The following is a 25284-nucleotide window of genomic DNA, read 5'->3' on the forward strand; positions in this document are numbered from 1 at the left end:
GACACCAAATCCGACAACCGACGGTCAGAGACCGGCTTCACCCACCCTGTACGCGCCATACCCACAACGTAACACGGAGATGCTTAACTGAACGGTATTGAGGCTAAGACGATTACACGCAGAGAAGCTGAACTCGACATTAATGGTGAGGATTGGGTGAAAACTCCTCTCGAGATGGAGAGGAAGACACGGGAAACCGGCCCCGTTACCTGGACCGAGTCCAACGGCGGCCACTGGCTGGTCAGTCACGCCGATGCGGTTTCTGAGGGGCTGCGTGACGCCTCGAATTACTCCACCGAGAAGTTTACCAAGGAGGACGGCGAGCCTGGTGGCGGGGTTATGATCCCCACGGTGCCCTTCTACCGCTACCTGCCGAATGAGTCTGACCCGCCCCAGTGGGATGTATTTCGTAAGAGCATCGCGCAGCATCTCTCGCCAGCTTCGGTTCAGAGCTTGCAGCCGCTGCTGGACAGTTATGTGACAGAGGTGATCGATCACATGATCGAATTGGGCGAGGCAGATTTTGTGATGCAGGTGGGCAGCCCCATTACAGCCCTGATCACCTTGCACCTCCTCGGCCTGCCCCCGACCGACTGGCATTTTTATGCTGGACCAATCCACGCGCTCTTCGCCGCCCCCGAGACAGCGGGCCCTGGAGTCGCTGCGATCCAGGTGCGTTTGGCGCAGACGATCCAAGATCGCAAAGCACTGCCCGAGCGAGGTCTCGTCGACGACCTGATCGCCCAGCAGGCCGATGGTAAGGCACTGACAGATGACGACATCAAGGATTTGGTTTTCGACGTGATGGTGGGCGGGTTCGACACGGTCGCCGGCTTGATGGCCGGAGCTATACAGTGGCTGCAGGACAAGCCGGAGATAAAGCAGCGTCTGATCGAGGATCAAGCCTTCCTGCGGAGTGCCAACGAGGAATTCCTTCGCTACATCAGCCCGGCTGTCGGCCTCAGTCGTACCGCCACCTGCGATTACACGATCGCGGATCAGGAGATCAGTGCCGGCGATCGTATCTACTTCATGTACCGATCAGCCAACTGGGATCCGGAGGAGTTCGAGAGCCCCGAGGAGCTCGACCTCGAGCGCATGCCGAACCCCCACGTCGCTTTTGGGTCGGGGATACACCGCTGCGTCGGATCGAACCTCGCCCGAGCTGTGTTCCGTACGGTCATCCCTGAGTTCCTCTCTCGAATCCTCGATTACGAAGTCGTCGAGTTCGAGCAGTACAGGCTGACGAACAACAACGCGGGGTTCGCGAAGATGATCATGCGCTACACGCCGGGAACGAAGGTTCACGAAGAGCCGCTGTTCGATCACATCTAGTTGAAGGGTAACCATTCGCTATGACGTATGTGATCGCCAAGGGATGCTGCAATGATGCCTCGTGCATTTCGGTGTGCCCAGTGGATTGTATCCGGCCACGGCCGGGGGACCCCGAGTTCATGACGGCCGAGCAGTTGTACATTGACCCGTCAACGTGTATTGATTGCTCGGCTTGTGTTACGGCGTGCCCCGTGTCGGCGATATATGACGAGAACGACATGCCTGAAGAGTTCGACCTCTTCAAACAGATCAACGCTGACTATTTCGAGAAAAGCCCGCTAGACATCTCTCACCCGGCGCGGAAGAAGCGCCGTTCCCTCACAGAGCAACAACCCGTTCTGAGGGTTGCGATCGTCGGCGCGGGAGCATCAGGATGTTATGCGGCGGATGAGCTGGCTCGGATCGCAGGAGTCGAAGTCTCCGTGTTCGATAGGCGTCCGGTACCGTTCGGTCTGGTTCGAGGCGGGGTGGCGCCCGACCACCACAAGACGAAGGCGGTCGCGGATCAGTTCGAGAAAACGCTGCGTCGCCCTAACGTCACTAGCTATTTCAACGTAGACGTCGGCATACAAGTTACCCTCGATGAGCTACTGGAGTTCCATCACGCGGTCGTCTTCGCGGTGGGAGCCACCAGCGACAAGACGCTGGGAATCCCCGGAGAAGCCCTGGAAGGTTCCTATTCGGCTCGCCAGTTCGTCGCGTGGTATAACGGTGATTCGAGCGCCGCTGATCTCCCTGTGGATCTCTCAGGCCAGCGCGTGGTCGTCGTCGGAAACGGCAACGTATCCATGGATGTCGCGAGGATACTGGCAGCTCCGGTTGAGACATTCGAGCCGACGGACATGGCTGATCACGCGCTGCAAGCATTGCGGCACAGCGCCGTGCGCGAAGTCGTAGTCGTAGCTCGCCGCGGCCCGGTCGACGCAGCCCACACATTCTCGGAGCTGTGGCAGCTCACCCAGTTGGAGGGTGTTGACGTCGTTACTGATATCGCTGAGATCGATCATGACGTGGGTCGAGGAGATGGCGACGGGCAATTCGGCAGCGAGCGGAAACTCGCGATGAACACGGCGTTTGCACAGAATCCCGGTGACGATTCGCGCAGAAAGATCAGCCTCCGATACTATCTGACTCCGGAAGCAATCGGGGGAGATGGATCCGTCGAATCGATGACGTTTCGGAGTTCGGTGACGGGGGAGTTGGAGACGTTCCAGACCGGTCTCATACTTCGGGCTATCGGCTATAGGGCAGAGCCCATCCGCGGTGTCCCTTTTGACCCGGTGAGAGGCACGATCCGGAACATCGCCGGCCGCGTGACAACAGAGGGCGCGGAATCGCCGATTCATGGTCTGTATTGCACGGGTTGGGCTAAGAGGGGGCCCACGGGCGTCATCGGTACGAACAAGGTCGACTCGCAGCAGACCGTAGCTGCACTGTGCGAAGACTTCGAATCAGGCAACTTGACGGATCCGGCGCGATTGAACGACGACGTAGCTACCTTCATGAACGAGAAGCAGCCGGATCTCGTTAGCTTCGCGGGATGGCAGCGTATCGACGCGGCGGAGAGGGAGCGGGGAAGGATATCGACAGTGCCACGAACACGGAGCAAGCTCATCTCGGTCGACGCGCTGTTGGCCGCGTCACGTCTCTGAGACGTGGTTTCCAAGACGGCGGAGGCCGGCAATGACTGATCGACCTGGTGCGGGCGATGACCGCGTCCTCACTGGCATGGTCTGGGGAGTGAAGGCCAGCTTCCTTGGGTACCTGCTTCGGATGCCTGGTTCTAGGCAGAAGACTTGTTTTGGAGCCGGCGAGCTCGACACCGGCGAGTTCTACTTTTCGTTGGAAGACGACTCGTCGTTTGATCGTCTCACCATGACAGGCCTGCTCAAGTTCAGAGGGCTGGTAGAGCTAAGGGCGCACGGGGGAATGCTGAACGTTCAGCTCATTAATCCGTGGTTGGATATTTCGGTGCGACAAACGGTGCTGTCCGTGATCGACCGCGCACAGCCGGTCGATTCGGATGACCGCGTAGAACTCGTGACAGTTGCCATGCCAGCCCCCACGACGGACGGTGAGACCGTGATGTGGTCTGCCGCTGAAACGTACTTGGTGGACACGGCGGTTCCAATCTTCAACGACGTCTACCGACCACGAGAGCCGTTCGACCCGATAACAGTGCGAATTATGGCGTAACGCCTGGAGGTCTGGGGCGGCTGGTCCACTGAGACGTCGCGCCAGTGACCGCGTGAACTTCTGACCTGCCAGGCTTCGCCGGCGGGCGAGTAGGGCAAATGCGACCAATTCGAAGGCGACACTCGCCGCATCTGCGGGGCTGCTAGAGACAACGGGTGTGTGCCGTCGTCTCCGCCGTGACGCAAGTCCGTTCGGGACGGCGAAGGACAAGGCGGTCTGCCGGTTCCTGGGCTATCTGGACGCGGCAGACGAGGCGGGTATAGGCCATTTCGCGGCACTGGGCGTGCGGGACTTGTCGGGCTTCCAGCTGCGCCAACGCGGACTGCGGCGCAAGACCGTTGCCGCCATGAGGGCCTGCGTGGCGGACTTCCTGGCCTTCTTGGCCACCAACCCGCCGCTGATACGGCATAGTAGGAAACATAGATAGTGGTCCTGTTTTCAAACGGCAGGCGGTTTCTAGCGGTCGGCGTCAACACCGCCACGAGTCTCAGCCGCACCTGTGGTCGGTGGATGAGATTCGCAGGGTGCTGGCAGTGGCCGACCGTCACTCTGCCACGGGCAAACGTGACTACGCGATGATCTTGGCGACCGCGCGGCTCGGTCTGCGAATCTCGGACCGCCGTCAGCTTGAGCAGGGCGACTTGGACTGGTGAGCGAAGATGACGATGGTCCAGCACAAGACGGGCCGGCCGCTCCGCCTGCCGCTGGTGGAAGACGTGGGCTGGGCGGTCATCGACTACGTCCGCGCCATCGGTTATGCATCTTCCACCGGATCGGTCCCTGACAAAACGGGCAGACGAAACGTCCGTCGGGCGACCGCAGCCAGTCCAAATAGTCCAGACAAGCCTCATCGTCGCCAAAAATCAAGCAGGGAAATCCGCGTATCTAGCCGAATGGTCCTTTCCCGCTGCTGGCAATCTCGGACCCTACGTCGAGGGGCCGCGAAATGGAGAGCTCTTTTAAAGAATGGCGACCGCGTTGGCCGGCGAGCTGGCGCCGCCATGCAAAGCCATGGGGGCCGCAACGAAGAGGAAGTCATACTGTTCGCGGGCCGTGCAGGCGTCGGCAAGCGCGTCAAAATCGAGCAGCTCTGCCAGCGCGAAGCCGAGGCCGGGAATTAGCTTACGGTGCAGCCATCCACTCACGGCATCGCCGGGAGCGCTCTCCACCGCCGGATTGTCGGCCGCCACGGCCGCGATGCGCGCATCCCACAGAAAGCGCACCATATCGTCGTTCGCGGCGACCCCCGAGAACCTGAGACCCGCATCGGCCAGGCCCTCGGCACCGCGCAACTGGCGGAGACGATACTCGGCCAGCCATCCCAGCCGGAGGCACAAAATGTCGCCGGGCTGCAGCTCTGTGCCTTGGGCCGCCAGGATGGCGCGGATTTCATCTGCCTCAATGACCTGGCCGGCGAAAGGATCCCACGCTATCCCGGTGGTCTCTCGGTGGCGGGCGACGTCGACCAAGACGCCTCGCCCGGCGATCCCCCGAAGCCCCCAATGATGGACACCCAGCCGTTCGCGCGCCTCCTCGAGTTCAGTGATCCCGCCGTAGAAGCCGAACTCGCGCGCACGCACGTGCGCGAGTCCGTCCCACTGTGATCCCGACTGGGGGTTGAACTCACCCAGCTCGTCCTCGTATATGTTGCGACCCGTGCTTTGGAATTCATGTTTAATTGTCGGCCGTCCATTGAGGGGCGGTCGCAGTAGGGTGGAGTCGATCGACAGGGCGATCACCTGCCCTGACTGCACCCGGTGGGCTGCGTCCCGCACTGCGCTCTCGGCCAGGAAGTCGAGGGTGCCCAGTTCCCCTCGGAGTATGCCCCACGAGGTGCGTAGACCGAGCGCGTCAATGGTCGGTAGCTCGTCGTACGCAGGAACGTCCGGTGCCGTCATGCCGATCCATCCCCTGGGCTCGAATTCTTGACATAGCATATTGGATCAATCGTTTGTTTGACAAGTGCTGCGGTTGCCGCCATCATTCTGACACTCTATTCTTCTATCAACCGATTGGTTGTTATTAATGGAATGTAGAACCAAAATAAGGGGTACGGCATGAACAGTTTTCCTCGTTACGAAGATCTACCCCTGATCCCGGAACTGGGTGTCCGGCATTCGTGGGAGGTTCTCCCGGCCGATGCTGGCACCCTCTCTCGCATCCAACCGCAGCATGTGACGGATGCCGCCGGCCTGGTTTCGCAGGGATTGACGATTCCCCTCAACCTCCCCATTGACGCGTTCGACCCGCCATTGTTCGGCCGCGACCGCCTGCGTCACACCGTTGTCGAGGCCACTCGGATCGACGCGGAAGATGTGATCGACGCGTTCAACCCGCAAGGTTCCTCGCAGATCGACGGGCTCGCCCACGTGCGAGCGCGTGAATTCGGCTATTTCGGGGGGATCACCGAGCTCGACGAGGCTCGGCAGACGCTCGGGATGCACCATTGGGCGCGCCGGGGCATCGCCGGCCGGGCCGTGCTCCTAGATATGTCCGCCTATGCGCATTCTCAGGGCGACGATTCGGGCCCGTTCGTGGGAGTCGGCTACGACGTCGAGGCATTAGAGGCGGTGCTGCAGGCGCAATCTCTGAACCTGCGGGTCGGTGATATCTTGCTCATCCGCACGGGGTGGACGGAAAGATTTCTCGCCCTCTCGACCGAGGAGCGCCAAGCGGTCGCTGGTTGGAACGGCCTCCGGGCGGATGAGGCCATGGCTGAATTCCTATGGAACCACGGCGTTGCTTTGGTGGGAAGCGATAACCCTGCTGTGGAAAATGGTCCCGGGGACCGAGCCATCGGATCGCTCCACCGTCGGCTCTTGCCGACACTGGGGCTGCCCTTGATGGAACTCCTCGACTTCGAGCGGTTGGCGCAGACTTGCGCTGACCGCGGAGAGTGGGCGTTCTTCTTCGTCGCCGTGCCTATGAACCTCGAGGGCGCTGTGAGCTCTCCGGCGAACGCGATGGCCATCCTCTAGCGACTCGAAATCTGAGAACGAAAAAGGGCTATCCCCGGCACGTGCTTTACCGGAGATAGTCCTTTCGATCGCTGCTAGCAGATTAGATGACCTCGAAGTACTCGATGTCGCCGAGGCTTCCCGTTCGCCGGTCGCTCCACACTGCCCGTACCCGGGCACCAGGCGCGGCCAGAGTCTTGGCTTCGATTGGATCGACGCTTCCCACCATGTGGATCAACCGGGTGGATGTGCCATCGAGTACGATCTCCGCGTAGACGTATGGGGGCGCCAGACGCTGACCGACGAACTCCACATGTACGACCGAACTCGCCTGGATTGTTCCGATTGCGGCGATGTCCACCCATTCGGACGTCGGGGCGAAGCACACGTCGCAAACGGCACGGGGTGGTAGTAGCACCCGCGCGCACTCCGAGCACTTGATCCCCCGAATGCGGCGGTCGGACCTGACGCCATCGAAGAGCGTGCCGTAGTAGTACCCGTAGGCGTGCTCATAGTCCAGCGTCATCGAGTAGTCGATCTGCTGGATTGGCTCGGCCAAGTCCTGGGGCGTAACGCGAGGCGCGAACGATCTGGCGTTGCCGGCCACCCCGAACCCAGCAAGATCCAGGATGGTGCCAGTCGACTCGTCCGCCCACACAGCCTCGACGCGCATGCCGACGGAGAGATCGCTGGGCTCAATGCCGACGATCTTCTGTAGGAACCCACTGTCGGCTCCGTCGACGAGTACAAGGCCCAGGGTCCCCTTGCCGGTCGTCGTCCATGCCTGCAGAGTGCCCACCGGGGCGACTTCGACGAAAGCATCGGCCGGCTCTCCCGTCGTTCCGATGAAGTCCTGCGCCGGTACCAGGACGCTCGCGCCGTGACGCGACCCGATGAGCCGCCTATTGGCGAGTTCCGCGATGAAGATACCGGTCGCCTTGCCAGGGGTGAGTGTGTAGGGCATCTTGATCTGAGCAGAGAAACTGGTGAGCTTCTCGCTGCTATATTCTTCGCCAGCTAGGAGCTTCTCGCTGCTGCGTTGTTCGTCAACTATCGTCATTTCTCTTCCCGTCATCACTTCTCAGCGCCAAGAACAGCTACGCCGCGGAGGTTCGCCCAGCCGCCGCCCGCTTGAACGAGCGCGCGTTGGGCATCCGGTACCTGATGGTCACCGGCCTTGCCGGTCACCTGCATGGCCGCCTCGGCCAAGCGGATGAGAGCTGTCGCGCCAATGGGGTTGGCGCCCATGCACCCGCCCGACGGGTTTACGGGCAGCTCGCCGCCCATTGACGTCGCGCCTGACATGACCAGCTCCGCCGCTCCGCCAGCCGGACAGAGCCCGAGTCCCTCGTAGTAGCTCAGTTCAAAGCAGGTGTATGGTTCCTGAACCTCTGCCACGTCGAACTGGCGGAAAGGGTTGGTAATGCCGGCTTCCTTGTACACCCGCGCCGCAGCGATCTGCAGTGGCTCGGATTGGAGCATCGACCGGTCGGCGGAATTGTCTGCCTCGGCGTAATAGGCCATCCCCTGGATCCACGCGGGACGGTCCGTAATTGCCATCGCATCGTCGTCTGCGGCGAAGATCACGGCGCAAGCCCCATCGGAGATCGGGGGAACGTCGAGGCGCTTGATCGGCCAACACAGCGGCCGCGACGCGAGCACTTCCTCGACGGTGACCTCTTTCTTCATGTGGGCCTTGGGGTTACTCATAGCGTTGTGGCGGTTCTTCACAGCAACATGGGCGGCCGCCTCCTCGGTGTGTCCGAGCGCCGTTATTCGTGCATGCCAGTAAGCCGCCGCGAAGCCCATAATGCCTACCGCGAACTCCCGACCCCAAAATGGGTCGTAGAGCGTGGAGATCGAGGCCTGCAGGGCGCCCTCGGAGAGCTTGTCGTAGGCCACAACCAGAACCCGGCGAGCGGCGCCTCCCTTGATTTGGTTGATCGCCGTGAGCGCTCCGGCAAGGCCGGTTCCGCCGCCGCTGGTGACGCGAACGACCGGCTTATAACGGGCTCCCAGCGCATCGACCAACCACTTCTCGGGCTGGTTCACCGCGGCGAACATTACAGGTCCGCTCGCGACAACGATACTGTCTATGTCGTCCATCGTGAGTCCAGCGTCCGCGAGCGCTTCAACAACAGCTTCCCGGGCGAGTCCAACCTGGCTGACATCCGTACGGCGTTTGGCGTGTACCGTCTGGCCTGTTCCGACGATAGCGATGTTCATGCGTCTACCTCGATTGTGACTACGCAATGGTTCTGCATTCCGAATCCTCCAGTGCCGTGAACGAGCGCCCGGTGGGCGTCGTTGCTCTCGTAGCCAGTTCGCCCAGCTAAGCGGGAGGCTGCTTCGTGCATCCGTACGAGGCCCGTCGCCATGATGGGGTCGGCCGGCAGCGCGCCGCCGGATGGGTTGATTAATGTGGGACTGTCGCCGCGGTAGTGGTCGATCCCATGGAAAGCCTCCGCTTGACCGAGTGCCTCCAGGACCATGAGCTCACCAACGGTAGAGTTCGCCGACAGCTCGACTAGGTCATAGTCGCTCGGTGACGTGTCGCCGGACATGCGGTAGGCGGCGCGGGCCGCCGCCTCGCAGGCCGGGAGCGATGTTGGCGCTCGGGCGGCCAGAAAATGTTGATCTATGGCCGAACCCATGCCGGTGATCCAGACTGGGCGCGACGAGATCTCGTCGGCGATCTCAGCGCGGCAGACCAGCATCGCGACCGCCCCGTCGACGGGGCGGGCCATGTCAGCTCGGCGCAGTGGCGTCGCGATGTCCTCGTTCCAGAATGCCTCATCCGTGGGAACGACATCGACGTCGACGTTGGAATTTCGAACGGCGTTCGCCCAAGCTCGTTCGCTCACTGCCCGGAGGTCGTCGGCCGTCAGGCCTGCGGCAGCCAGGTACTGCTGGGCGATAAGGCCGGCGGCTGAGTACTGGTCAAGACCAATGGGTCGCTGAAGGAACGGCTCCAAAAGGCTCGTCCAGTAGTCGTCCACGTTGCTTTCTGAAGGCTTCGAATAGGCGATGACGAGGCCCACCGATGCTGAGCCGCCGGCGATTTTATTCGTGGCGTAGTTGAGAGCCCACAGGCCGTCTTCTTCGACGCGCGACTCCTCCTTGTGGTGTGCACCCATCGATCCGAGGAAACCGCAGTTGGAGATGCTGCGGCCGTCTAGGAAATCGCTGCCCGAGTCGATGACGAAGTCGACATCGTCGATGCGTAGGCCAGTGCCCTTGAGTGCTTGGGTCGCGGCCTCTGAGATGAGATCTATGTGCTGGCGGTCTGACCAGGATGAAGAGAGCACCGTCTGTGCGCTGTTCACCACCGCGACTCGCCGCGTTGGGGATTTAATCATGAGCCTATTCAACCTTACGTTCGGTTGATTACGCAAGGTTTGGGCGGATAAGATAATCCCATGGGAATGTCAGGAGTCCAGGCAGGCACGAGCCTTCCGGCCTCGAAGGTGCCCTCCTTCGCGGCGATGATCGATCCGCACCTCTCTGGCCCAACCGGTGCGCGGGGATGGTGTCCTCCTGGATCCAGCGGTCGAATCTACGGCGGAGCCCTGCTCGCGCAGATGGTGAAGGCTGCGGCTCCGTTGGCCCATTCAGACAGCCGCGTCAATGCCCTACATTCACACTTCCTGAGGTCTGGTTTGGCAGAACATCCCGTCGACTACGGCATGGAGCTGCTGCAGGCATCCCGGCGGTTCTCCACGGTGAGGGTCGACGCCCGCCAGGATGGTCGGCTCATTGCCACGTCGACAGTCTCGTTTCACTCACCGGAGAACTCGCCGGCGCACTCGGTGCACATGGCTGCCGAGTGGAGCGAGCCGGAGGGCTCCGAGCCGGCGGAAGATCGCCGCGTGCCCCTTCTGACCGCCGGGATCCGCGCACCCTGGGAACTGCGATGGGCTGCGCGACTTGATTCACCGGGGCAGGCGGAGCGTCCATCCGTCGCTCTGTGGATTCGGCTGAGGGAGTCGGCCGGCGAAGCAGCCTCGAGCCACGAGGCTGCCCTCGCGTGGGCCTCGGATTTCACGCTCACCAAGGTGGCCGATATCGACTACGAGCACTCCTCGGGCCCCCGTCAGGCGGCATCGCTTGACCATGCCATGTGGTTTCACCGTCCGTTCCGTGCGAATGACTGGCTGCTGCATGTGCAGGACAGCCCCGCTTACGAGCAGGCGCTGGCTCTGACCACGGGCCGGGTTTTCGACCGTTCAGGCAACCTCATTGCATCCGTCATGCAGGAATCTCTCTTGCGTCGCCTCCCGCTCGGCTCCGGCGAAGACGTCACAGATCTGACCCCCACGGGGGGTTAGTCGACGAGGGTGGGGGCAAGGTCAGAGTTCAGCCAGCGCAGGGGATTTTCAGTCGCCCTGGAACTCCACGGACCTGAGGTCCTGCTTCGTTTGAAAGGCATCCACCGCGCGCCGGTGATCCTTCGTGATCGAGAGCACGGCCTGTGTGGTCGCTTCGGAGCGAAGGGCAGTCGAGAGCATCGCGGCGGCGGCGTTGTTGACCAACGTCTTCGTCGCCGATAGGGCAAGCGGGGGCCTGCGGGCCAGCACCTCGCAGTAGCGTAGGGCCTCATCGAAGAAATCTCCGTCGACGATTTCAGCGACGAATCCGAGAGCATGCCCCTCTTCGACAGTGAATCGATGCCCGGTCAGGAGCGCAACTTTGGCGCGCTGCCAACCCAGCTGCTGGGTGAGGAGATAGGTCCCGCCCATATCGGGTGCGAGCCCAATCTGCATGAACGACTGTTGGAACCAGGCGGATCGATCGGCGAGAACGATATCGGCCGCAAGCGCGAGATTGAATCCGGCTCCGGACGCCAGGCCATTCACGCCGGCCACAACGACCTTCTGCAAGGAGACGATCTTCTCGATGACTTGGTTGCCCAGGGTCACCCGTGCCACAGTTTCCACTGCGGGAACGGCTGCCATCTGGCGCACATCGCCGCCAGCGCAGAATGCCCGGCCCACTCCGGTGAGAAGCACGACTCTCACGTCGTCGTCACTGTCGATGTCGGTGAGCGCCGCCAGCAGGTCTTTCTTGATGCCCTCATCGAGGGCATTGAGGGTTTCGGGCCCGTTCAGTTTTAGGACGGCCACACCATCGCCGCGTTTGTCGATCTCTAACGTCGTCATCTGCAAATGATACAATCGATTGGTAGATAAACATAGCCTCGGTGGATCGCCGATGGCCCCGCCTAGGTGAAATGAGATCAGCCGATGCACGCCGAAACAGGCCCGTTTTACTTAGAGATCGCCGGGGGAATCGCGACGTTAACGATCGACCGGCCTCCCGTGAATGCGTTCAGCGTCTCCACCTATCAGGCACTACTAGAACACATCCACACCATCGAGCAGCGCGATGACGTGCGCGTCGTTATTCTGGCCGCCCGCGAGGACGCCCGCTGCTGGTGCGGTGGCGCCGATCTCAATGACTTCGTCGGTATGGACTCCGAGGCCCGGCATGAACGTTATGAGTTCATCAATGCCGTCATCCCACGATTTTACGCCCTGGAGCGCCCCGTCATCGCCGCGATCACGAGCCATGCGATCGGGATCGGCGTGATGTTGGCCGCCGCCTGCGACCTACGCGTCGCTTCGGTGGATGCCCAATTCAGCACCCCAGAAGTCGATTATGGTCTCATCGCTGGCTCCTCCCGCCTGTTGAATTATCTGGGCATGAACGAAGCTCTGGTGCGCGAGCTTGCCTACACTGGGCGGCGGGCGTCGGCGCAGGAACTCTTGGCATCTGGACTTCTCAATAGGGTTGTCCCGCGAGGCGAGGTCCTAGCCGAAGCCCGCGCCCTGGCGCAGACGATCGCCACAAAAAGCCTTCCCGTGCTCCGCGCCCGTAAGAAGGCGTTCGTCGAACACGAGAACCTCGGGTGGCTCGACGCCTACCGTCTCGCACAGGCGCTCTCGGGAGACCTCGTGGCGTTGAGTGATTCGCAGGAGGGCGTGAATGCATTTCTCGAACGACGCACGGCTCAGGTGCAGGACTCTTAGTCCAGACGGGAACGGGGCCGGGTGCTGCACGCACTCGGCCCCGCAACGGTTAGGCCGCGATCGGCTGGCGTTGCACTTGGCGTAAGACCTCGGCCACCTCGACCGGAACCACCCCGCCGACGGCTGGAGCCAAGAGGGCGAACGTGATGGGGCAGGACTCATAGACGAGCTTCAATGATTCCAACAGCTCTGATTCGGGCAGGCTCGAGACGTGGCGTAGGGGCCCACCAAGCCAGCGTGGAAATGCGAAGCCCTCCGTCAGGGCCACGTCGATGTCTGATGCGCGCTGGGCTATGCCGGTGGCCACGACGGTGGCGGCGGCGCATAGCATCGACGCCAGGATGCGTGACCGGATCTCCTGGGCGGGGATCGCACGAGGCTGGATCCCCTTGGCACGCCGCACTTCGTCAATGATGCGGCGCGTCTCTTCGTCGGGATTCCCGCGACGCGCGCCCTCCGGATACGCGTACCAGCCGGAACCGGTCTTTTTACCAAGTCGGCCTGCCTCGCATAGTGTGTCGGCGATGGTGACGTAGCGAGCCAGTGGATTCCGGAGCGGAGCTAGGTGCTTGCGACGGGCCCAAGCGATGTCTAGTCCCGACATGTCCGCCACGGCGAACGGGCCAATGGGCAGGCCCAGTTCCGTCATCGCGGCATCGACTTCGTGAGGGAGCGCGCCGTCTTCGACGAGGAACTCGGCTTGGGTCCGGTAGTCGGTGTAGACGCGGTTGGCGACGAATCCGTCGCCGAGGCCGGCCGGAATGGCGGTTTTGCCGAGCCGGGCGGCGACCGCGCTGAGCGTGGCGACGGTTGCGTCGTCTGTCGTGCCAGCTCGAATGACCTCAACCAGCGGATTGGTGCTCGCCGGATTGAAGAAGTGCAGGCCACCGAACCGCTGCGCAGTCCTCATCTCGGCGGCGATGTCGTCCAGGTTGAGATACGACGTGTTCGTGGCGAGCACCGTGTCGGCGCTGACGATCTCTTCCAGGGCCTGGAAGAGATCGCGTTTTACCTGCAAGTCTTCGAAGACCGCATCAATGATCAGCCCGCAGCCGACGAGGCCTTCGAGGCTATCCACGGTGCTAATGGTGGGTGCAATTGCGGCGACCCGGGTTAGCGCGTCGGCGTTCACGTCGAACACAGTCACCGCGTAGCCGGCAGCGACGCATGCTTTCGCGAGAGAAGCGCCCATCGTTCCGGCCCCTGCGATGCCGATCCGGCCGATCTGGGCGGGGGATGCCCCGGTGCGGAGTCCCTTGGCCGCGGCACGCTTGGCGAAGAAGAGATAGCGCAGGTTCGCAGCTTCCTCACTAACCCGGAGCTCATTGAAGATTGTCCGTTCCTCGACGAGGGCAGCAGCGCCGTCAATCTCGGCAGAGCGCTTCACCATCCTGGCGGCCCGGAAGACGTTGGGTCTGGCCCGATGCGGGATCGCGGACATGGCCGCGTCGATCTCCGTTTCACTGCCCTCCGGCGCGGCCAGTGCGGATAGGACGCGCTTGCCGCCGAGGTCGGCAGCGAATGCGATTGCTGCGTCCCGCAGTTGCGCGGGCTCCACGACCCGGTCGACGATCCCCAGTCTCAGTGCCTCTTCCGCTCGGACCTGGCGAGCCGACGCGGCGAGGTCGATGGCTGCCGCGACGCCGAGCAGTCGGGCCGTCCGCACGGTTCCGCCCGCACCGGGGATCATGCCGAGAGTGACCTCCGGGAAGCCGAAAGTGGCCGAGGAGTCGGCGACCCGGCCGTCACAGGCAAGCGCGAGCTCGAACCCCCCGCCAAGTGCGAGACCCCGGACGGCCGCCACGACGGGCACCGACAGCGCCTCGATGGCCGTGATCACCGACGGCAGCTGCGGCTCTTCGAGGGGGCGGTCGAACTCGCTGATGTCTGATCCGGCGTAGAAGTGCTTTCCCGCCGAATCGATCACCACACCGGTGAGACCCGTCACACTCGCGTTGTCGCGGATGGCTGCCAGGGCCTGGCTCAGATCACGGCGCAGGTGGATGTTGCCCATATTGACGGGCGGATTGTCAAGTGTGAGTACGGCGGTGGTGCCCACCCAGGTTGTGGAGACGGTTGTCATTGGCGATTTCCTCATCTTTGAGTGTGAATCATCCCATTCTATCAAACGATCATTTGGTTGCTAGGTGAAATATGATTAGAATTTTGTTCCAGACGGGGCTGCACCGAGGAGGCCGGAGTGACCGACGAGCGCTTCACCGAGATGTTTTCATTGACGACCCCCGTGATGCAGGGCGGCATGCAGGGCATTGGCACGGCCACACTGGCCGCTGCAGTGTCGAACGCCGGAGGGCTCGGCACAATCACCGCGCTGACCTTCTCCACCCCGGAGCTCCTCGCCGCTGAGATCGACGCTTGCTTCGCACTGACGGCGAGGCCATTCGCGGTGAACCTGACCATGCTCCCGTCCATCACTCCACCTCCCTATGATGCCTACCTGAGCGTCCTCGAGAATAGTGGGATCGCTGCCGTCGAACTGTCCGGGACAAACCCCGCACCGATCACGGCGCGCTTGCACACCGCTGGCATCCGGGTCATCCACAAGGCGACCAGCCTCAAGCACGCGCTCAAAGCCGAGGCGAGTGGCGTCGATGTGGTCGCCGTGATTGGGTTCGAGGCGGCGGGCCATCCCGGCGAACTCGATGTGCCGACATCGGTGCTCTTGCAACGCGTTGTCGAGCAGGTGGCGATACCGGTGCTCGCGGCCGGTGGGCTGGCAAATGGGCGCGGCATAGCCAGCATGCTCATGTTGGGCGCGGCCGGAGCAATGCTCGCCACGCGGTTCATGGCCACCGAGGAAGCCCCAATCCATGACAACGTCAAACAGTCGATCATTGATCACACGGAGCTGGACACCGTTCTGCTTTTCCGGGAGCTGAACAACACGGCGCGAGTCGCCCGGAACGCTGTCTCGGTCGAGGCCGCCGCAGTCCTCGCCCGCGGCGGCTCCTTCGATGACGTGCAACATCTCGTCGCCGGCGCCAGGGGCCGGGAGGTGTACCGCACGGGTGATCTCGACGCCGGAATCTGGTGGGCGAGCCAGGCACAGGGTCTCATCTACGATGCCCCGTCGTGCTCCGTGCTCCTGCAGCGGATCGCCGCCGAGATCGACGATGCCGTCGCCCGCATCCGCTCGCCCAAAGCCTCGTCGACAGCGGCCAGTGACATCCCGTCGATCAGCAGGGCCCGATAATCAGTCGATTCCGAACTCCTGGAAATGCGCGATCGCGCCCTTCAGACCACGCTCCTTGATGGAATGCTGCACTCGGCGAACCTCGGGCGTGAGGTGCAGGAGAGCGTCCGTCTCGGCGCCCATCCGGGCGATCGAGGCGAAGCCAGCCAAATCTGAGACCCGGTTGATGGCTTCTTTCTTGAGTTTCAGGCTGGAGGCGGGTGTGCGGGCAATAGATAGGGCTAGAGAGCGCACATGCTCTCCTAGAGATTCTGCGGGCACGGACTCAGTGGCCCACCCCCAGGCGGCGGCTGTGCGGCCGTCGATGCGGTGGCCGACGTCGAACGACATGAGCTTGGCACGCTTCGGGCCAACCAGCATTGACCACAACGGAGCGATGTAGCCGCCGCCGATCGGCAAGGTGGGTGACCCTGAAATCACGGCATCATCCGCGACCACCGTGATGTCGCTGAAGACGACGAGCTGGGAAGCTCCGCCCATGCAATAGCCGTGTACCTGGGTGATGACGGGGAGTGGATGGCGCCAGATTTTCATGAAGATATCGATGTTGAGCAAGAGCCGGTCGCGGTCCTCGATCGAGTCGCGCTCGTCCGCATAGCCGACCTCGGCCGAGTCGGACCCGATGTCGTATCCTGCCGAGAACGCCCGCCCGGCTCCGTTGATGACGACGACCCTGTGATCGACGTGGGCGAGGTAGTCGAAGGCGGCGGAAAGCTCGTTCAGTAGTTTGTCGTTGAGTGCGTTCAATCGTTCCGGGCGATTCAGTGTGATCCAGACGATATTTCCATCGTGGACCAAGGTGATTGCTTCAAACTCGGACGGTTCCATCTAGCTGCTCCGGCCGGATTTCTGAAGGCTCACGCTGTAGGCCGGGGTCTGCAGCGACAGTGACGTCGCCCGGCTCTTCTCCGCAACGAGATCGACGATGTTGGCGACGATTTGGTTGGAGGAACGCCGTGGATCTTTGCGTACGGGGCCGTTCGCCAAGGTCTTGTCCACCTCTTCCTTGGAGTTCATGAAGCGCAGTAGGAGCTCCTCATCTGAGATACCAGCTTCGAATCTCGCCCGGATCTCTTTCAGAGTAGGGTTTGGGCGTTCCCACTTCGCGATCTCCTTGGCCCGGTTCGACGACAGGATGCGGTCCTTGACCTGCTGGTTCACTGGACCGTAGATCGGGCCGTAGTGCCCGAGTAGATAGTGGATAACCTCGTCGGGGCACAGGCTGTACGGGTCACCCGTGATGATGTTCAGTACAGCCTGGATGCCGACGAACTGGGACATGGGCGTTGCCATGATCGGTTCGCCAAAGTCGATGCGAACCTGAGGGATGGCCCGCAGTACCTCGGGAAAACGATCGGTCATTCCGTGCTGTCCGAGTTGGCGCAGCAGAGTTCCGGTCATGCCGCCGGGAAGCTGGTGGTCGTAAATGCGGGGGTCGAACTCGGCGGGTATGCCCAGCAGATGACCGCCCTCTGCTGCCGCCCGCACGAAATGCTCGTCGACGGGCGCGAACTTGCTTGTGTCGAGCGAATGCGTGTGACCCAGGTATTCGACGATGTTGACCATTGCCTCGGTCGACGGCAGCGAAACGCCGTTCGCCATCGGCCGCGAGGCGGTGTGTACTGCGTTAAACCCTGATTCTAGGCCGATAACATAGTTGTGGACGCCTAGGCCCGTGCTTGTGTGGCAGTGCAGCTCAAGCCTCGTGTCACCGACGGCCTGGCGGATTGCCGGTAGAAGGGTGCGGGCGCGTTCTGGTGTCAGGACTCCCGGCGCATCTTCGACCTCGACCGTCTTCACGCCCTTCCAGGAGGCCATCTCCCGCGCCCGATCGGCGAAGAACTCATCACCGTGCACGCTGGTCAGTCCGTACATTACAGTCGGCACTGCTTCGCCACCCTCGGCGGTGACGACGTCCACGAGGCGCTTCATCGTTGGCATGTCGTAGGCGACGTCATACAGCCAAAAGCTTGTGACGCCATGCTTGATCAAAGTCTTAACCCAGAGGTCAATGATTGCCTCGGGAGCGTGGGAGAAGCCCATCACGCTGTTGGTGCGCATGCCGGCGCGGAGCGTGTTGCCCGGTAGGCCGGCCACGAGGAAGTCCGTGGTGTCCCAAGGATCGTCGAAGTAGTCACGCGTGAGCACCGTGAACATACCGGGGCCGGTCAGGTCGATAGTGCTAAATCCCGTACTGGCGAGATGTGGCAGCGCACCCGCTGCTTCGAACGCGCGCATGCGCAGACCCCAAAGGCTCTGCTGGCCGTCGCGGAGTGTCTGGTCGACAAAATCGATGTGCATTAGTTTCCCCTAGTTGTCGACGGCATCGTCGCCGCATTGGATGCCGAGCGACCGGGCAAGAAAGATTCCTCGAGCCATTTGGTGGTGATCGGTGTGGTGCTGAAGGTGGGGTCATTCATGATCTCGAGCTGGATGCCGATGGTCGTGGAAATTCCACGTACCCGGGATTTAGCGAGTACGGTCGCCATTTTCGCGACTGCCTCTTCGCGAGTCGGCGCGTGCACGATGATCTTGGCGATGAGCGAGTCGTAGTACGGCGGCACGACCGCGCCGTTGCACATATAGGTGTCTACACGCACGCCCGATCCCTGAGGGATGGTCCACTCGGTCACGGTGCCGGGCGTTGGCAGAAATCCCGAGTCGGGGTTCTCGGCGTTGATTCGGCATTCCACGGCATGCCCGGTGAGCCGTACATCCTCCTGGGAAAATGACAGTGCCTCACCACGGGCGATGCGGATCTGCTCCCGAATGATGTCAACCCCGGTGATGGCCTCGGTGACGGGGTGTTCGACCTGGACGCGGGCGTTCAGCTCCAGGAAAACGAAGCTGTCACGCTGCACATCGACCAGGAACTCACAGGTTGCGGCCCCGACGTAGTGGAGTGATATAGCTAGCTTTACCGCAGCTTCTCTAATGCGGGCTACGAGGGCCTCAGGCAACCCCACGCTGGGGGCTTCTTCGATAATCTTCTGATACCGGCGTTGGGCCGAGCAGTCACGTTCGCCGAGATGCCGGACGTTACCGTGAGTGTCAGCGAGGATCTGTACCTCGATGTGGCGCGCTTTCTCGATGTACGGTTCCAAATACACTGTGCCGTCGCCAAAGGCGCGTTCCGCCTCGGTACTTGACCGGTTGAATCCCTCAAGCAGGTCGTCTGGGTGACGCACGATCGTCATGCCGCGCCCGCCGCCGCCGGCAGATGCTTTCAGTAGTAGGGGGTAACAATTCAATTCGTCAGCCGCCCGGATCGCATCCTCTGCATCGAGGAGCCCAACCGTTCCTTTACCCGTCGGAATACCAACGGATTCGGCCATGGCCCGGGCGAGGAGCTTGTCTCCCGATTCGCGCATGACCTCAGCAGAGGGGCCGATGAAGGTAATGCCATTCTCTTCGCAAGCCTTCACGAGGGTTGGGCGCTCGGACAGAAAACCGTAGCCGGGGTGTAATGCATCGCAGCCGGCATTCAGCGCGGCCTGCACTACACGACTGACCGACAGGTAGCTCTCGGTTGCTGAAGCTGGCCCGATCACCACGACCTCGTCGGCCAGGCGCGCGGCAAGCGAGTCCCGGTCCGCGGCCGACACGATGAGGACGCTCTCGATCCCTTCATCGAAGCACGCCCGAATGATGCGAACCGCAATTTCGCCACGATTCGCGACGAGCATTCGGCGCACGGGGTTAACTCGCGTCCGGGCGGATACTAAACAACGGCGCACCGAATTCGACGGATTGGCCGTTCTCGACATGAATGGCCGTGACTGTGCCTGAGACGCCCACGGCGACATTGTTCATGAGTTTCATGATCTCGACGATGCAGGCGGTATCCTCGGGGTCGACCCGGGTCCCGATCTCCAGAAAAGGGGCAGCGCCGGGCTCGGAGGCTCGCCACACCACGCCGACGCTCGGTGCCGTGAGGACGAAGTCGGTCGAGTCTGAGACTGTCTCGGTGGGCGCTGGGAACGCGACCGGCGATGCAGCAACCATGGGAGTGGTGGAAACCACTGTTGCGGGGGGAGCGCTCTCCTCACGTACCGGCACGGCGGCACTCTGGGAGGCTGAAGATGGAATCTGGTTGAGCCTTGCGCCATTGCGGGCGACCGAGATGTGGACATCACCGATGGCGACCACAGCCTCATCCCAGTCAGAATCTTGGAGGGCATGGACGATACTGTTTATGTCACTGGACGAAATGCTCATTCGAGTCTCCTATTGCGTAGCTCTTTTGACGGAAGCCCAAGTGAGTGGGGGAAGTTCATGTGCGAGCGATTGGCGAAGGCGTCGGAGGGAAACGGAAGTACGCGCCTCCAGTAGACCCTTGCGGTCCTCAATGACCGAGCCATGACGAGTCGCTCTCTGTAGTGGCAGATTGCCAACCAATCGATTGGCAGTTTCAAGAATACCTGATCGATTCGACGTCGGTCAACTGCCGAATATTCATTGGCCGCTATGGCTCGATTTTTAACCGGTACATAATTCCGAGGCGCCCCAGGAATGGCGGGGCGCCTCATTTTCCGAATGGCGCGCGGCGCCCGCTATCAAGCCACCGTTTGGTAGTAGGGTTCATACCCTCGATATAAGTGGGCAACTACGTCCGCGACCGCGGGAATATGAGGAATTCTACAGAACAGGACTGCCATTATGAGAACCGTGACCGAGCCTACTAAGCCACCGACGACGACGCGACGGAATCGAGACGCGAATGTGATCGCTGCCGCGATTGCGGTCATGTCTGAACGTGGTTATTCAGCAACTTCCGTTCAGGAAGTTGCTGATCGAGTCGGAGTTCTCAAAGGGAGTCTGTATCACTACTTCAGCTCTAAGGAGGGGCTGCTTTTTCGCATCCTGGAGGAATCACACCAGCAAAACGCGGAGATTATTTCGAGGGTGTCTCAACTGGAACTGAGCGCTTTTGAAGAACTGATCGAGTACATGCGGCAGTCAAGCACGTGGTACCTCGCCAACATCGAACGCGCGAACATTTTCTTCACCGAGAGTCGCCATCTCACCGGAGATCGTTTGGCCGAAGCACAGAAACTGGGTCGTAACTTCGAGAAGCATGTTCAGAAACTCATTGCGCTCGCTCAAGAATCTGGCGATGTTCGAGGAGATATCGATCACAGGCTTATCAGCCGTTACGTGCTGGGCTCTCTTAACAGCGTCCGCTTATCACCGAATCGCACTGGCCAGCAGCTCGCGGATCAGACGATTGTTGATGCGCTGATCGACCTGACTCGCGCCGCAATCCAGGCCCCCCGCGCCCAATAGCGGGCGTCAGAGCCTCCGAGGTTTCGCATCCGCTACTGAATGAGCGGGGAAGTAGGAGGCCGCTTACCCGTGGATTGTGAAAATGACGGGGGTCGTGAACCAGTTCTACTTCTACTGTGTGGATGACGATTTCGGTCCGTTCTTCATCAATTTTTACTCGCACTTCCCCTACAACTTAAAATTGTGCATCAACGGTAATCATTGGGCGCAACAGCAGGCGACGAAGGCGGGGCTTGGGTTCACCCCGTTGGATAATGCGTTCGCCCAGGTTGACGACCCGACCCAGTTGCAGCAGAGCTGTGACCGGCTCGGAGCGGAGCAATTCCAGGCGTTGCTGGATAAATGGTTGCACCTGCTGCGGGGACCTGCAGCCCGGTCGTGCGGGCGAGCAGCCCACGCCATCCGTTGATCGCCGCCGGCTCGCAACGCTCATCGATGATGACGGATGCCTGAATAAACGGGAAGTACGAAATGCGCTCGCCCGCGCCGTGTTCTTCAACCGATTCGGTGAGCTCCGCTACCGTTCCTACGACAACCAACGCCACCGTGAATCAGGGCTGAACCTACTCACCGCCGCAATCACCCTTTGGAATGCAGTCTTCCTCGAGCATTGTCGCCACGACACAACATCCCGCCGACGGCCCGCTGCTCGATCACCTCTCGCCACTCGTCTGGGAACACATCAAGCTTAACCGGCGACTCCACCTGGAACTGCGTCCGTATAGTGAATTGAGACACAGGTAAAGAGAATCTGTTCCATCTCTAATCGTCGTAAATTCAATGCGGAGTTCCGGGCGGAGGCCGTGGAGCTGGTGATTTCGTCTGGTCGGCCGGTCGCTCAAGTCACCCCGCGATACTGAGCCGACGTGGCCGAACCGCGCTCGCCAGCCGGTTGACCGCGACACCGAATCGTACTAGTTTCAACCTTACGTTTGTTAGACACCAGCAGGCCCGCGATCCATCGACTTGAAGGACTCGAAACATGTCAGAAACCGAAATGCGATTCGATGAAGACGTGGCCATTGTGACAGGAGCAGGCCGTGGCCTCGGCCGCGAATATGCCAAGCAGTTGGCCGCACGCGGTGCGAGTGTCGTGATCAACGATCTCGACGCCGAGGTGGCAGAGTCGGTGGTCGCCGAGATCACGGCGGCCGGCGGCACAGCCGTCGTGGATACCCACAGCGTCGCCGACTCTGAGAGTGCAAAACAGATCGTGCGGACAGCTCTCGACTCCTACGGCAAGATCACCGTGCTGGTGAACAACGCAGGCATCATTAGCTACGCACCGTTCGGCGAGTTGACTGTGAAGCAGTGGGAGACGATGAAAGCAGTCGGCCTCGATGGGACGTTCTTCGTCACTCAGGCTGCATGGCCGCATTTCGTGACGCAGAAGTACGGGCGCGTCGTCAACGTCACATCCAGTGCTGGTTATGCCGGCAATGAGACGCTGAGTCACTATGGTGCCGCCAAACTGGCCGTTCTGGGGCTGACGAAAAGCCTGGCCATCGAGGGGGCAGAACATGGGATCGTCGTCAATGCGATTGCCCCCTCGGCGGTCACTCGCATGAACGCCGAGGTGTTCTTCGGGAATGTCGCACCAAACGAAGACACCTGGCAGGACGATATCCGGGCGGGCAGAGTACCTATAGGCCCCGCTAAGATCGTCGCGCCGACTGTCGTCTGGCTCGCGCACAGCTCGACCAGCGTGTCGGGTGACGCATACATCTCGTCGTCCGGGAAGGTCGGCCGACTCGCGATAATAGTGGCAGACGGCTACTTCAACCCGAACCACTCCCCTGAGGACCTGGCGGACAACGTGGACGAGATCAGCTCCCTCGAGTCCTTTGCCGAGTTCCGGAATGTGAGCGAAGACCTGGCACCGTTTGCCGCATTGTTCAAGGACGCCTGACGAGGTTCCCCGTCGGTCGACCCGGTGCGTTCCGGATCGACCGACGGATTGGGCAGGGGGGACGCGAGTCTGCTCCACGACTAGACGCTATGAGTGGGCAAGGACTCTTGCAGCTCAGTGGGCCGCTACGCATTCACCGCACCCGCACCTCTAGGACTGCGACCATTTCGAGGCCCGGCCGCGCCCGGAACCTGACCCATCGGCGCGATCCCACCAGCTTTACTTTGAGCATGTCCCACAACGCGTAGGATGCAGGACGTCTCGCGCCGCGCGCCGCTGTTCAGGTTCGTTGCCAAGGTTGCGACCGTCCGCCTTGCGGAATTAGGCGTGCTCGCTCTGCTCTTCTTCGGCCTAGCCAAAGGCCTCGGTGGGTGGCAAGGAATCATATGTATATGCCAACACGGCCATTGGAGAGCCCGAGCGACCAAGCCCTACGTGAGGGAGTGACTCGCTAACGGTGTTTCCGGCGTTTTTCATTAGTAGGATTCTGCGTTCGGCCAGCGGTCTCGGAAGGTGATGGCGAACGCGTTGAGAGCTGGCTTCCAACGCATCGTCCACCGCAGTCGGCCGACCCCGGTCGGGTCGAGACTGCGCGTGACCAGATACAAGCATTTCAGAGCTGCTTGCTCGGTGGGAAAATGTCCTCGAGCGCGCACCGCCCGCCGGTACCGGGCGTTGAGCGACTCGATCGCGTTGGTGGAGCAGATCACCTGACGGATCTCCGGGTCGTAGGACAAGAACGGGGTGAACTCTTCCTACGCCGACTCCCACAACCGGATGATCGCACCATATTTCTTGCCCCAGACCTCGGTCATCTAATCCAGCGCCGCGCGGGCAGCGTCGACGGTCGGAGCGCTGTAGATCGGCTTCACCGACCGTTTCACCGCTTCCCAGTCCTTCTTCGACGCGAGCTTGAACGTGTTGAGGATCAGATGAATGATGCAGGTCTGCACCGTCGTCAATGGCCACACGTTCCCGACGACGTCCGGTAGACCTTTCAACCCGTCACAGACCAGGAAGAACGTGTCGGTGACGCCACGGTTCTTGATGTCGGTCAGGACGGACATCCAGAACTTGGCGCCTTCACCGCCGGTGCCGGCCCAGAGCCCGAGGATGTCCTTGTCGCCGGCCAGCGTCACGCCGATGGCCGCGTAGATGGGCCGGTTGGCGACCTGCCCGTCACGGATCTTCACCACGATCGCATCAATGAAGATCGCCGCGTAAACGCGGCAGTTTCTACTGGTCGTTGCGAATCCCAAGCAGGGAGAATGCCATGGTCAGATTCGCACCGAACAAGATGCCGGCAGCGGTTAAGCGGCGCTACTTCGTATTGATTCGACAGGGCTTATCAGGGTCGGAGGCGGCCCGTCAAGTCGGAGTGTCGCTCAGCTGCGGATCCTTGTGGTTCATCGATGCTGGCATTATGATCGTCGTCGAACGCATTCCCATAAGTTCCCGTTACCTCTCTCAGGACGACCGAATCGAAATCGGAGACGGCCTCGCCGCAGGCGAGGCCGTGAAAAGGATCGCCGTCCGGATTGGGAAAAGCTTTCAGAGCGTGTATCGAGAGCTTGCACGCAACCGCAAGGCCGACGGCATCTACCAGCCGTGGTTCGCTCATAATCAAGCCCATTTGCAGCGCAAGCGACCAAAGGTCCGCGTCTTCGAGGAGGTCCCGGCTCTTCGCCGCATCGTTGCGGTGAAACTTGCGAAGCGATGGTCGCCGGGTCAGATCAGTAGATGGCTAAGACGACGCTATCCGAACAAATTGACCTGGCACGTCTGTACTGAGACGATCTACGACGCTGTTTATCGCGGGCTGATCGTCGTGGCCACCCCCGCGAGCCTGCGCACGGGACGCACTTACCGGCACAGTCGTCGGGGGCGTGGCAGGTCCAAGGACGGTTCAATGAAGCAGTCCACCAAAATGTGCTCCATCCACGAACGCCCAGCACACGTCGAATCCAGGCTCCAAGCCGGGCATTGGGAAGGAGATGCGCCCGTCAAGTCATTGAGACAATCTGATTGATTTTTCTTCTACGCGGCAGTCGTTTGGCGGGCGTCGCGGTGGGCGGCTAACGCAGCGGCTGGTTGCAGCCCGCCGTTGTGTGAATGAGGGCGCCGCCGGTTGTACCAGGATTCGATGTATTCCATCACGGCGGTCCTCGCGGCGAGGTGGTTCTCGAAGTCGTGCTGGTAGTACATTTCGGTCTTCATGTGCGAGAAAAAACTTTCCGCCACCGCGTTGATTGAGCTGCCGCGGGGATTTCGGACAGCGGAATTAGTGGTTTCTTCTACGCTGCCAGGGCTGGCTTTTCATAACCGTAGTGCACTTCGTTAGGCCGTCGGTACCCGAGC

Annotated in this window: 22 protein-coding genes and 3 pseudogenes; 12 read left to right on the forward strand and 13 right to left on the reverse strand. The window is 61.4% G+C overall.

The features are described 5' to 3' along the window. Positions 1-156: 156 nt before the first annotated feature. Genes E3O45_RS15465 through E3O45_RS15475 form a run of 3 tightly spaced genes read left to right on the forward strand, consistent with a single transcriptional unit; the run spans position 157 to position 3531 of the window. On the forward strand, positions 157-1335 hold the full coding sequence (locus E3O45_RS15465; protein ID WP_134444284.1) for a cytochrome P450: 1179 nt from the start codon (positions 157-159) through the stop codon (positions 1333-1335). Positions 1336-1355: 20 nt separating this feature from the next. Continuing rightward, positions 1356-2987, forward strand: coding sequence for an FAD-dependent oxidoreductase (locus E3O45_RS15470; protein ID WP_134444285.1), 1632 nt, complete (start codon positions 1356-1358; stop codon positions 2985-2987). Positions 2988-3018: 31 nt separating this feature from the next. Further along, on the forward strand, positions 3019-3531 hold the full coding sequence (locus tag E3O45_RS15475; protein ID WP_134444286.1) for an HtaA domain-containing protein: 513 nt from the start codon (positions 3019-3021) through the stop codon (positions 3529-3531). A 729-nt stretch (positions 3532-4260) separates the two neighbouring features. Here the strand turns inward: E3O45_RS15475 and E3O45_RS18450 are convergent. Together E3O45_RS18450 and E3O45_RS15480 are read right to left on the reverse strand one after the other, a co-directional pair. Beyond that, positions 4261-4398, reverse strand: a complete 138-nt coding sequence (locus tag E3O45_RS18450; RefSeq protein WP_370450388.1) for a transposase — start codon at positions 4396-4398, stop codon at positions 4261-4263. A 92-nt stretch (positions 4399-4490) separates the two neighbouring features. Next, on the reverse strand, positions 4491-5429 hold the full coding sequence (locus E3O45_RS15480) for a cyclase family protein (protein WP_134444288.1): 939 nt from the start codon (positions 5427-5429) through the stop codon (positions 4491-4493). Between the two features lie 159 nt (positions 5430-5588). On the opposite strand from E3O45_RS15480, the gene E3O45_RS15485 reads away from it, so the two are divergent. Then, positions 5589-6509 (forward strand): cyclase family protein, encoded by a 921-nt coding sequence (locus tag E3O45_RS15485; protein WP_134444289.1) that lies wholly within the window; start codon positions 5589-5591, stop codon positions 6507-6509. Between the two features lie 82 nt (positions 6510-6591). Here the strand turns inward: E3O45_RS15485 and E3O45_RS15490 are convergent, their stop codons facing one another. Genes E3O45_RS15490 through E3O45_RS15500 form a run of 3 tightly spaced genes read right to left on the reverse strand, consistent with a single transcriptional unit; the run spans position 6592 to position 9847 of the window. Then, complete coding sequence (locus E3O45_RS15490) at positions 6592-7563, reverse strand: OB-fold nucleic acid binding domain-containing protein (RefSeq protein ID WP_134444291.1); 972 nt, start codon at positions 7561-7563, stop codon at positions 6592-6594. Then, positions 7563-8714, reverse strand: a complete 1152-nt coding sequence (locus E3O45_RS15495) for a propanoyl-CoA acyltransferase (RefSeq protein ID WP_134444292.1) — start codon at positions 8712-8714, stop codon at positions 7563-7565. Before E3O45_RS15495 ends, E3O45_RS15490 begins: the two co-directional genes overlap by 1 nt. Further along, the gene (locus E3O45_RS15500; protein ID WP_134444294.1) at positions 8711-9847 is read right to left on the reverse strand and encodes a 3-ketoacyl-CoA thiolase; all 1137 of its coding nucleotides are present in this window, start codon (positions 9845-9847) and stop codon (positions 8711-8713) included. Before E3O45_RS15500 ends, E3O45_RS15495 begins: the two co-directional genes overlap by 4 nt. Before the next feature lie 126 nt (positions 9848-9973). On the opposite strand from E3O45_RS15500, the gene E3O45_RS15505 reads away from it, so the two are divergent. Further along, the gene (locus tag E3O45_RS15505; RefSeq protein ID WP_255452991.1) at positions 9974-10816 is read left to right on the forward strand and encodes an acyl-CoA thioesterase II; all 843 of its coding nucleotides are present in this window, start codon (positions 9974-9976) and stop codon (positions 10814-10816) included. Positions 10817-10864: 48 nt separating this feature from the next. Here the strand turns inward: E3O45_RS15505 and E3O45_RS15510 are convergent, their stop codons facing one another. Next, positions 10865-11647 (reverse strand): enoyl-CoA hydratase/isomerase family protein, encoded by a 783-nt coding sequence (locus E3O45_RS15510; RefSeq protein WP_134444298.1) that lies wholly within the window; start codon positions 11645-11647, stop codon positions 10865-10867. A gap of 84 nt (positions 11648-11731) precedes the next feature. On the opposite strand from E3O45_RS15510, the gene E3O45_RS15515 reads away from it, so the two are divergent. After that, positions 11732-12517 carry an enoyl-CoA hydratase/isomerase family protein gene (locus E3O45_RS15515; protein ID WP_134444299.1) on the forward strand — a complete coding sequence of 262 codons (786 nt, stop codon included), beginning with the start codon at positions 11732-11734 and terminating at the stop codon, positions 12515-12517. A 49-nt stretch (positions 12518-12566) separates the two neighbouring features. On the opposite strand, the gene E3O45_RS15520 is transcribed toward E3O45_RS15515, so the two are convergent. Beyond that, positions 12567-14600 carry a 3-hydroxyacyl-CoA dehydrogenase NAD-binding domain-containing protein gene (locus E3O45_RS15520; protein ID WP_166789525.1) on the reverse strand — a complete coding sequence of 678 codons (2034 nt, stop codon included), beginning with the start codon at positions 14598-14600 and terminating at the stop codon, positions 12567-12569. A 117-nt stretch (positions 14601-14717) separates the two neighbouring features. Here E3O45_RS15520 and E3O45_RS15525 point away from each other — a divergent pair, with 117 nt between their 5' ends. After that, on the forward strand, positions 14718-15731 hold the full coding sequence (locus E3O45_RS15525; protein ID WP_134444303.1) for a nitronate monooxygenase family protein: 1014 nt from the start codon (positions 14718-14720) through the stop codon (positions 15729-15731). On the opposite strand, the gene E3O45_RS15530 is transcribed toward E3O45_RS15525, so the two are convergent. From E3O45_RS15530 to E3O45_RS15545, 4 genes are read right to left on the reverse strand one after another with little or no spacing between them, the layout of a single operon-like run. After that, on the reverse strand, positions 15732-16559 hold the full coding sequence (locus E3O45_RS15530) for an enoyl-CoA hydratase-related protein (RefSeq protein ID WP_134444305.1): 828 nt from the start codon (positions 16557-16559) through the stop codon (positions 15732-15734). Beyond that, positions 16560-18032 carry a carboxyltransferase gene (locus E3O45_RS15535; protein WP_134444307.1) on the reverse strand — a complete coding sequence of 491 codons (1473 nt, stop codon included), beginning with the start codon at positions 18030-18032 and terminating at the stop codon, positions 16560-16562. Beyond that, positions 18032-19417 carry an acetyl/propionyl/methylcrotonyl-CoA carboxylase subunit alpha gene (locus tag E3O45_RS15540; protein WP_198418277.1) on the reverse strand — a complete coding sequence of 462 codons (1386 nt, stop codon included), beginning with the start codon at positions 19415-19417 and terminating at the stop codon, positions 18032-18034. Before E3O45_RS15540 ends, E3O45_RS15535 begins: the two co-directional genes overlap by 1 nt. Positions 19418-19430: 13 nt before the next feature. After that, on the reverse strand, positions 19431-19949 hold the full coding sequence (locus E3O45_RS15545; protein ID WP_134444310.1) for a biotin/lipoyl-containing protein: 519 nt from the start codon (positions 19947-19949) through the stop codon (positions 19431-19433). Positions 19950-20453: 504 nt separating this feature from the next. On the opposite strand from E3O45_RS15545, the gene E3O45_RS15550 reads away from it, so the two are divergent. The 4 genes and pseudogenes from E3O45_RS15550 to E3O45_RS15565 all read left to right on the forward strand — a co-directional run bounded on the left by E3O45_RS15550 (position 20454) and on the right by E3O45_RS15565 (position 22926). Next, a complete protein-coding gene (locus E3O45_RS15550) occupies positions 20454-21017 on the forward strand; it encodes a TetR/AcrR family transcriptional regulator (RefSeq protein WP_166789527.1) in 564 nt (187 codons plus the stop codon). A gap of 94 nt (positions 21018-21111) precedes the next feature. Further along, complete coding sequence (locus tag E3O45_RS15555; protein WP_174843102.1) at positions 21112-21426, forward strand: hypothetical protein; 315 nt, start codon at positions 21112-21114, stop codon at positions 21424-21426. Positions 21427-21466: 40 nt separating this feature from the next. Beyond that, positions 21467-21750: pseudogene (locus E3O45_RS18455) on the forward strand (Tn3 family transposase); the annotation flags it as partial. 249 nt (positions 21751-21999) lie between these two features. Next, positions 22000-22926, forward strand: a complete 927-nt coding sequence (locus E3O45_RS15565) for an SDR family NAD(P)-dependent oxidoreductase (RefSeq protein WP_134444314.1) — start codon at positions 22000-22002, stop codon at positions 22924-22926. A 476-nt stretch (positions 22927-23402) separates the two neighbouring features. On the opposite strand, the pseudogene E3O45_RS15570 reads toward E3O45_RS15565, so the two are convergent. After that, positions 23403-24152, reverse strand: a pseudogene (locus E3O45_RS15570) (IS256 family transposase); the annotation flags it as partial. Between the two features lie 47 nt (positions 24153-24199). On the opposite strand from E3O45_RS15570, the gene E3O45_RS15575 reads away from it, so the two are divergent. Further along, positions 24200-24955: an IS30 family transposase gene (locus E3O45_RS15575; RefSeq protein ID WP_198418278.1), complete on the forward strand. Its 756-nt coding sequence runs from the start codon at positions 24200-24202 to the stop codon at positions 24953-24955. Between the two features lie 8 nt (positions 24956-24963). Here E3O45_RS15575 and E3O45_RS15580 read toward each other — a convergent pair. Next, a pseudogene (locus tag E3O45_RS15580) lies at positions 24964-25179 on the reverse strand (IS3 family transposase); the annotation flags it as partial. Positions 25180-25284 lie beyond the last annotated feature (105 nt).

Source organism: Cryobacterium sp. TMS1-20-1, assembly GCF_004402355.1.
GTDB classification, from domain to species: Bacteria; Actinomycetota; Actinomycetes; order Actinomycetales; family Microbacteriaceae; genus Cryobacterium; species Cryobacterium levicorallinum.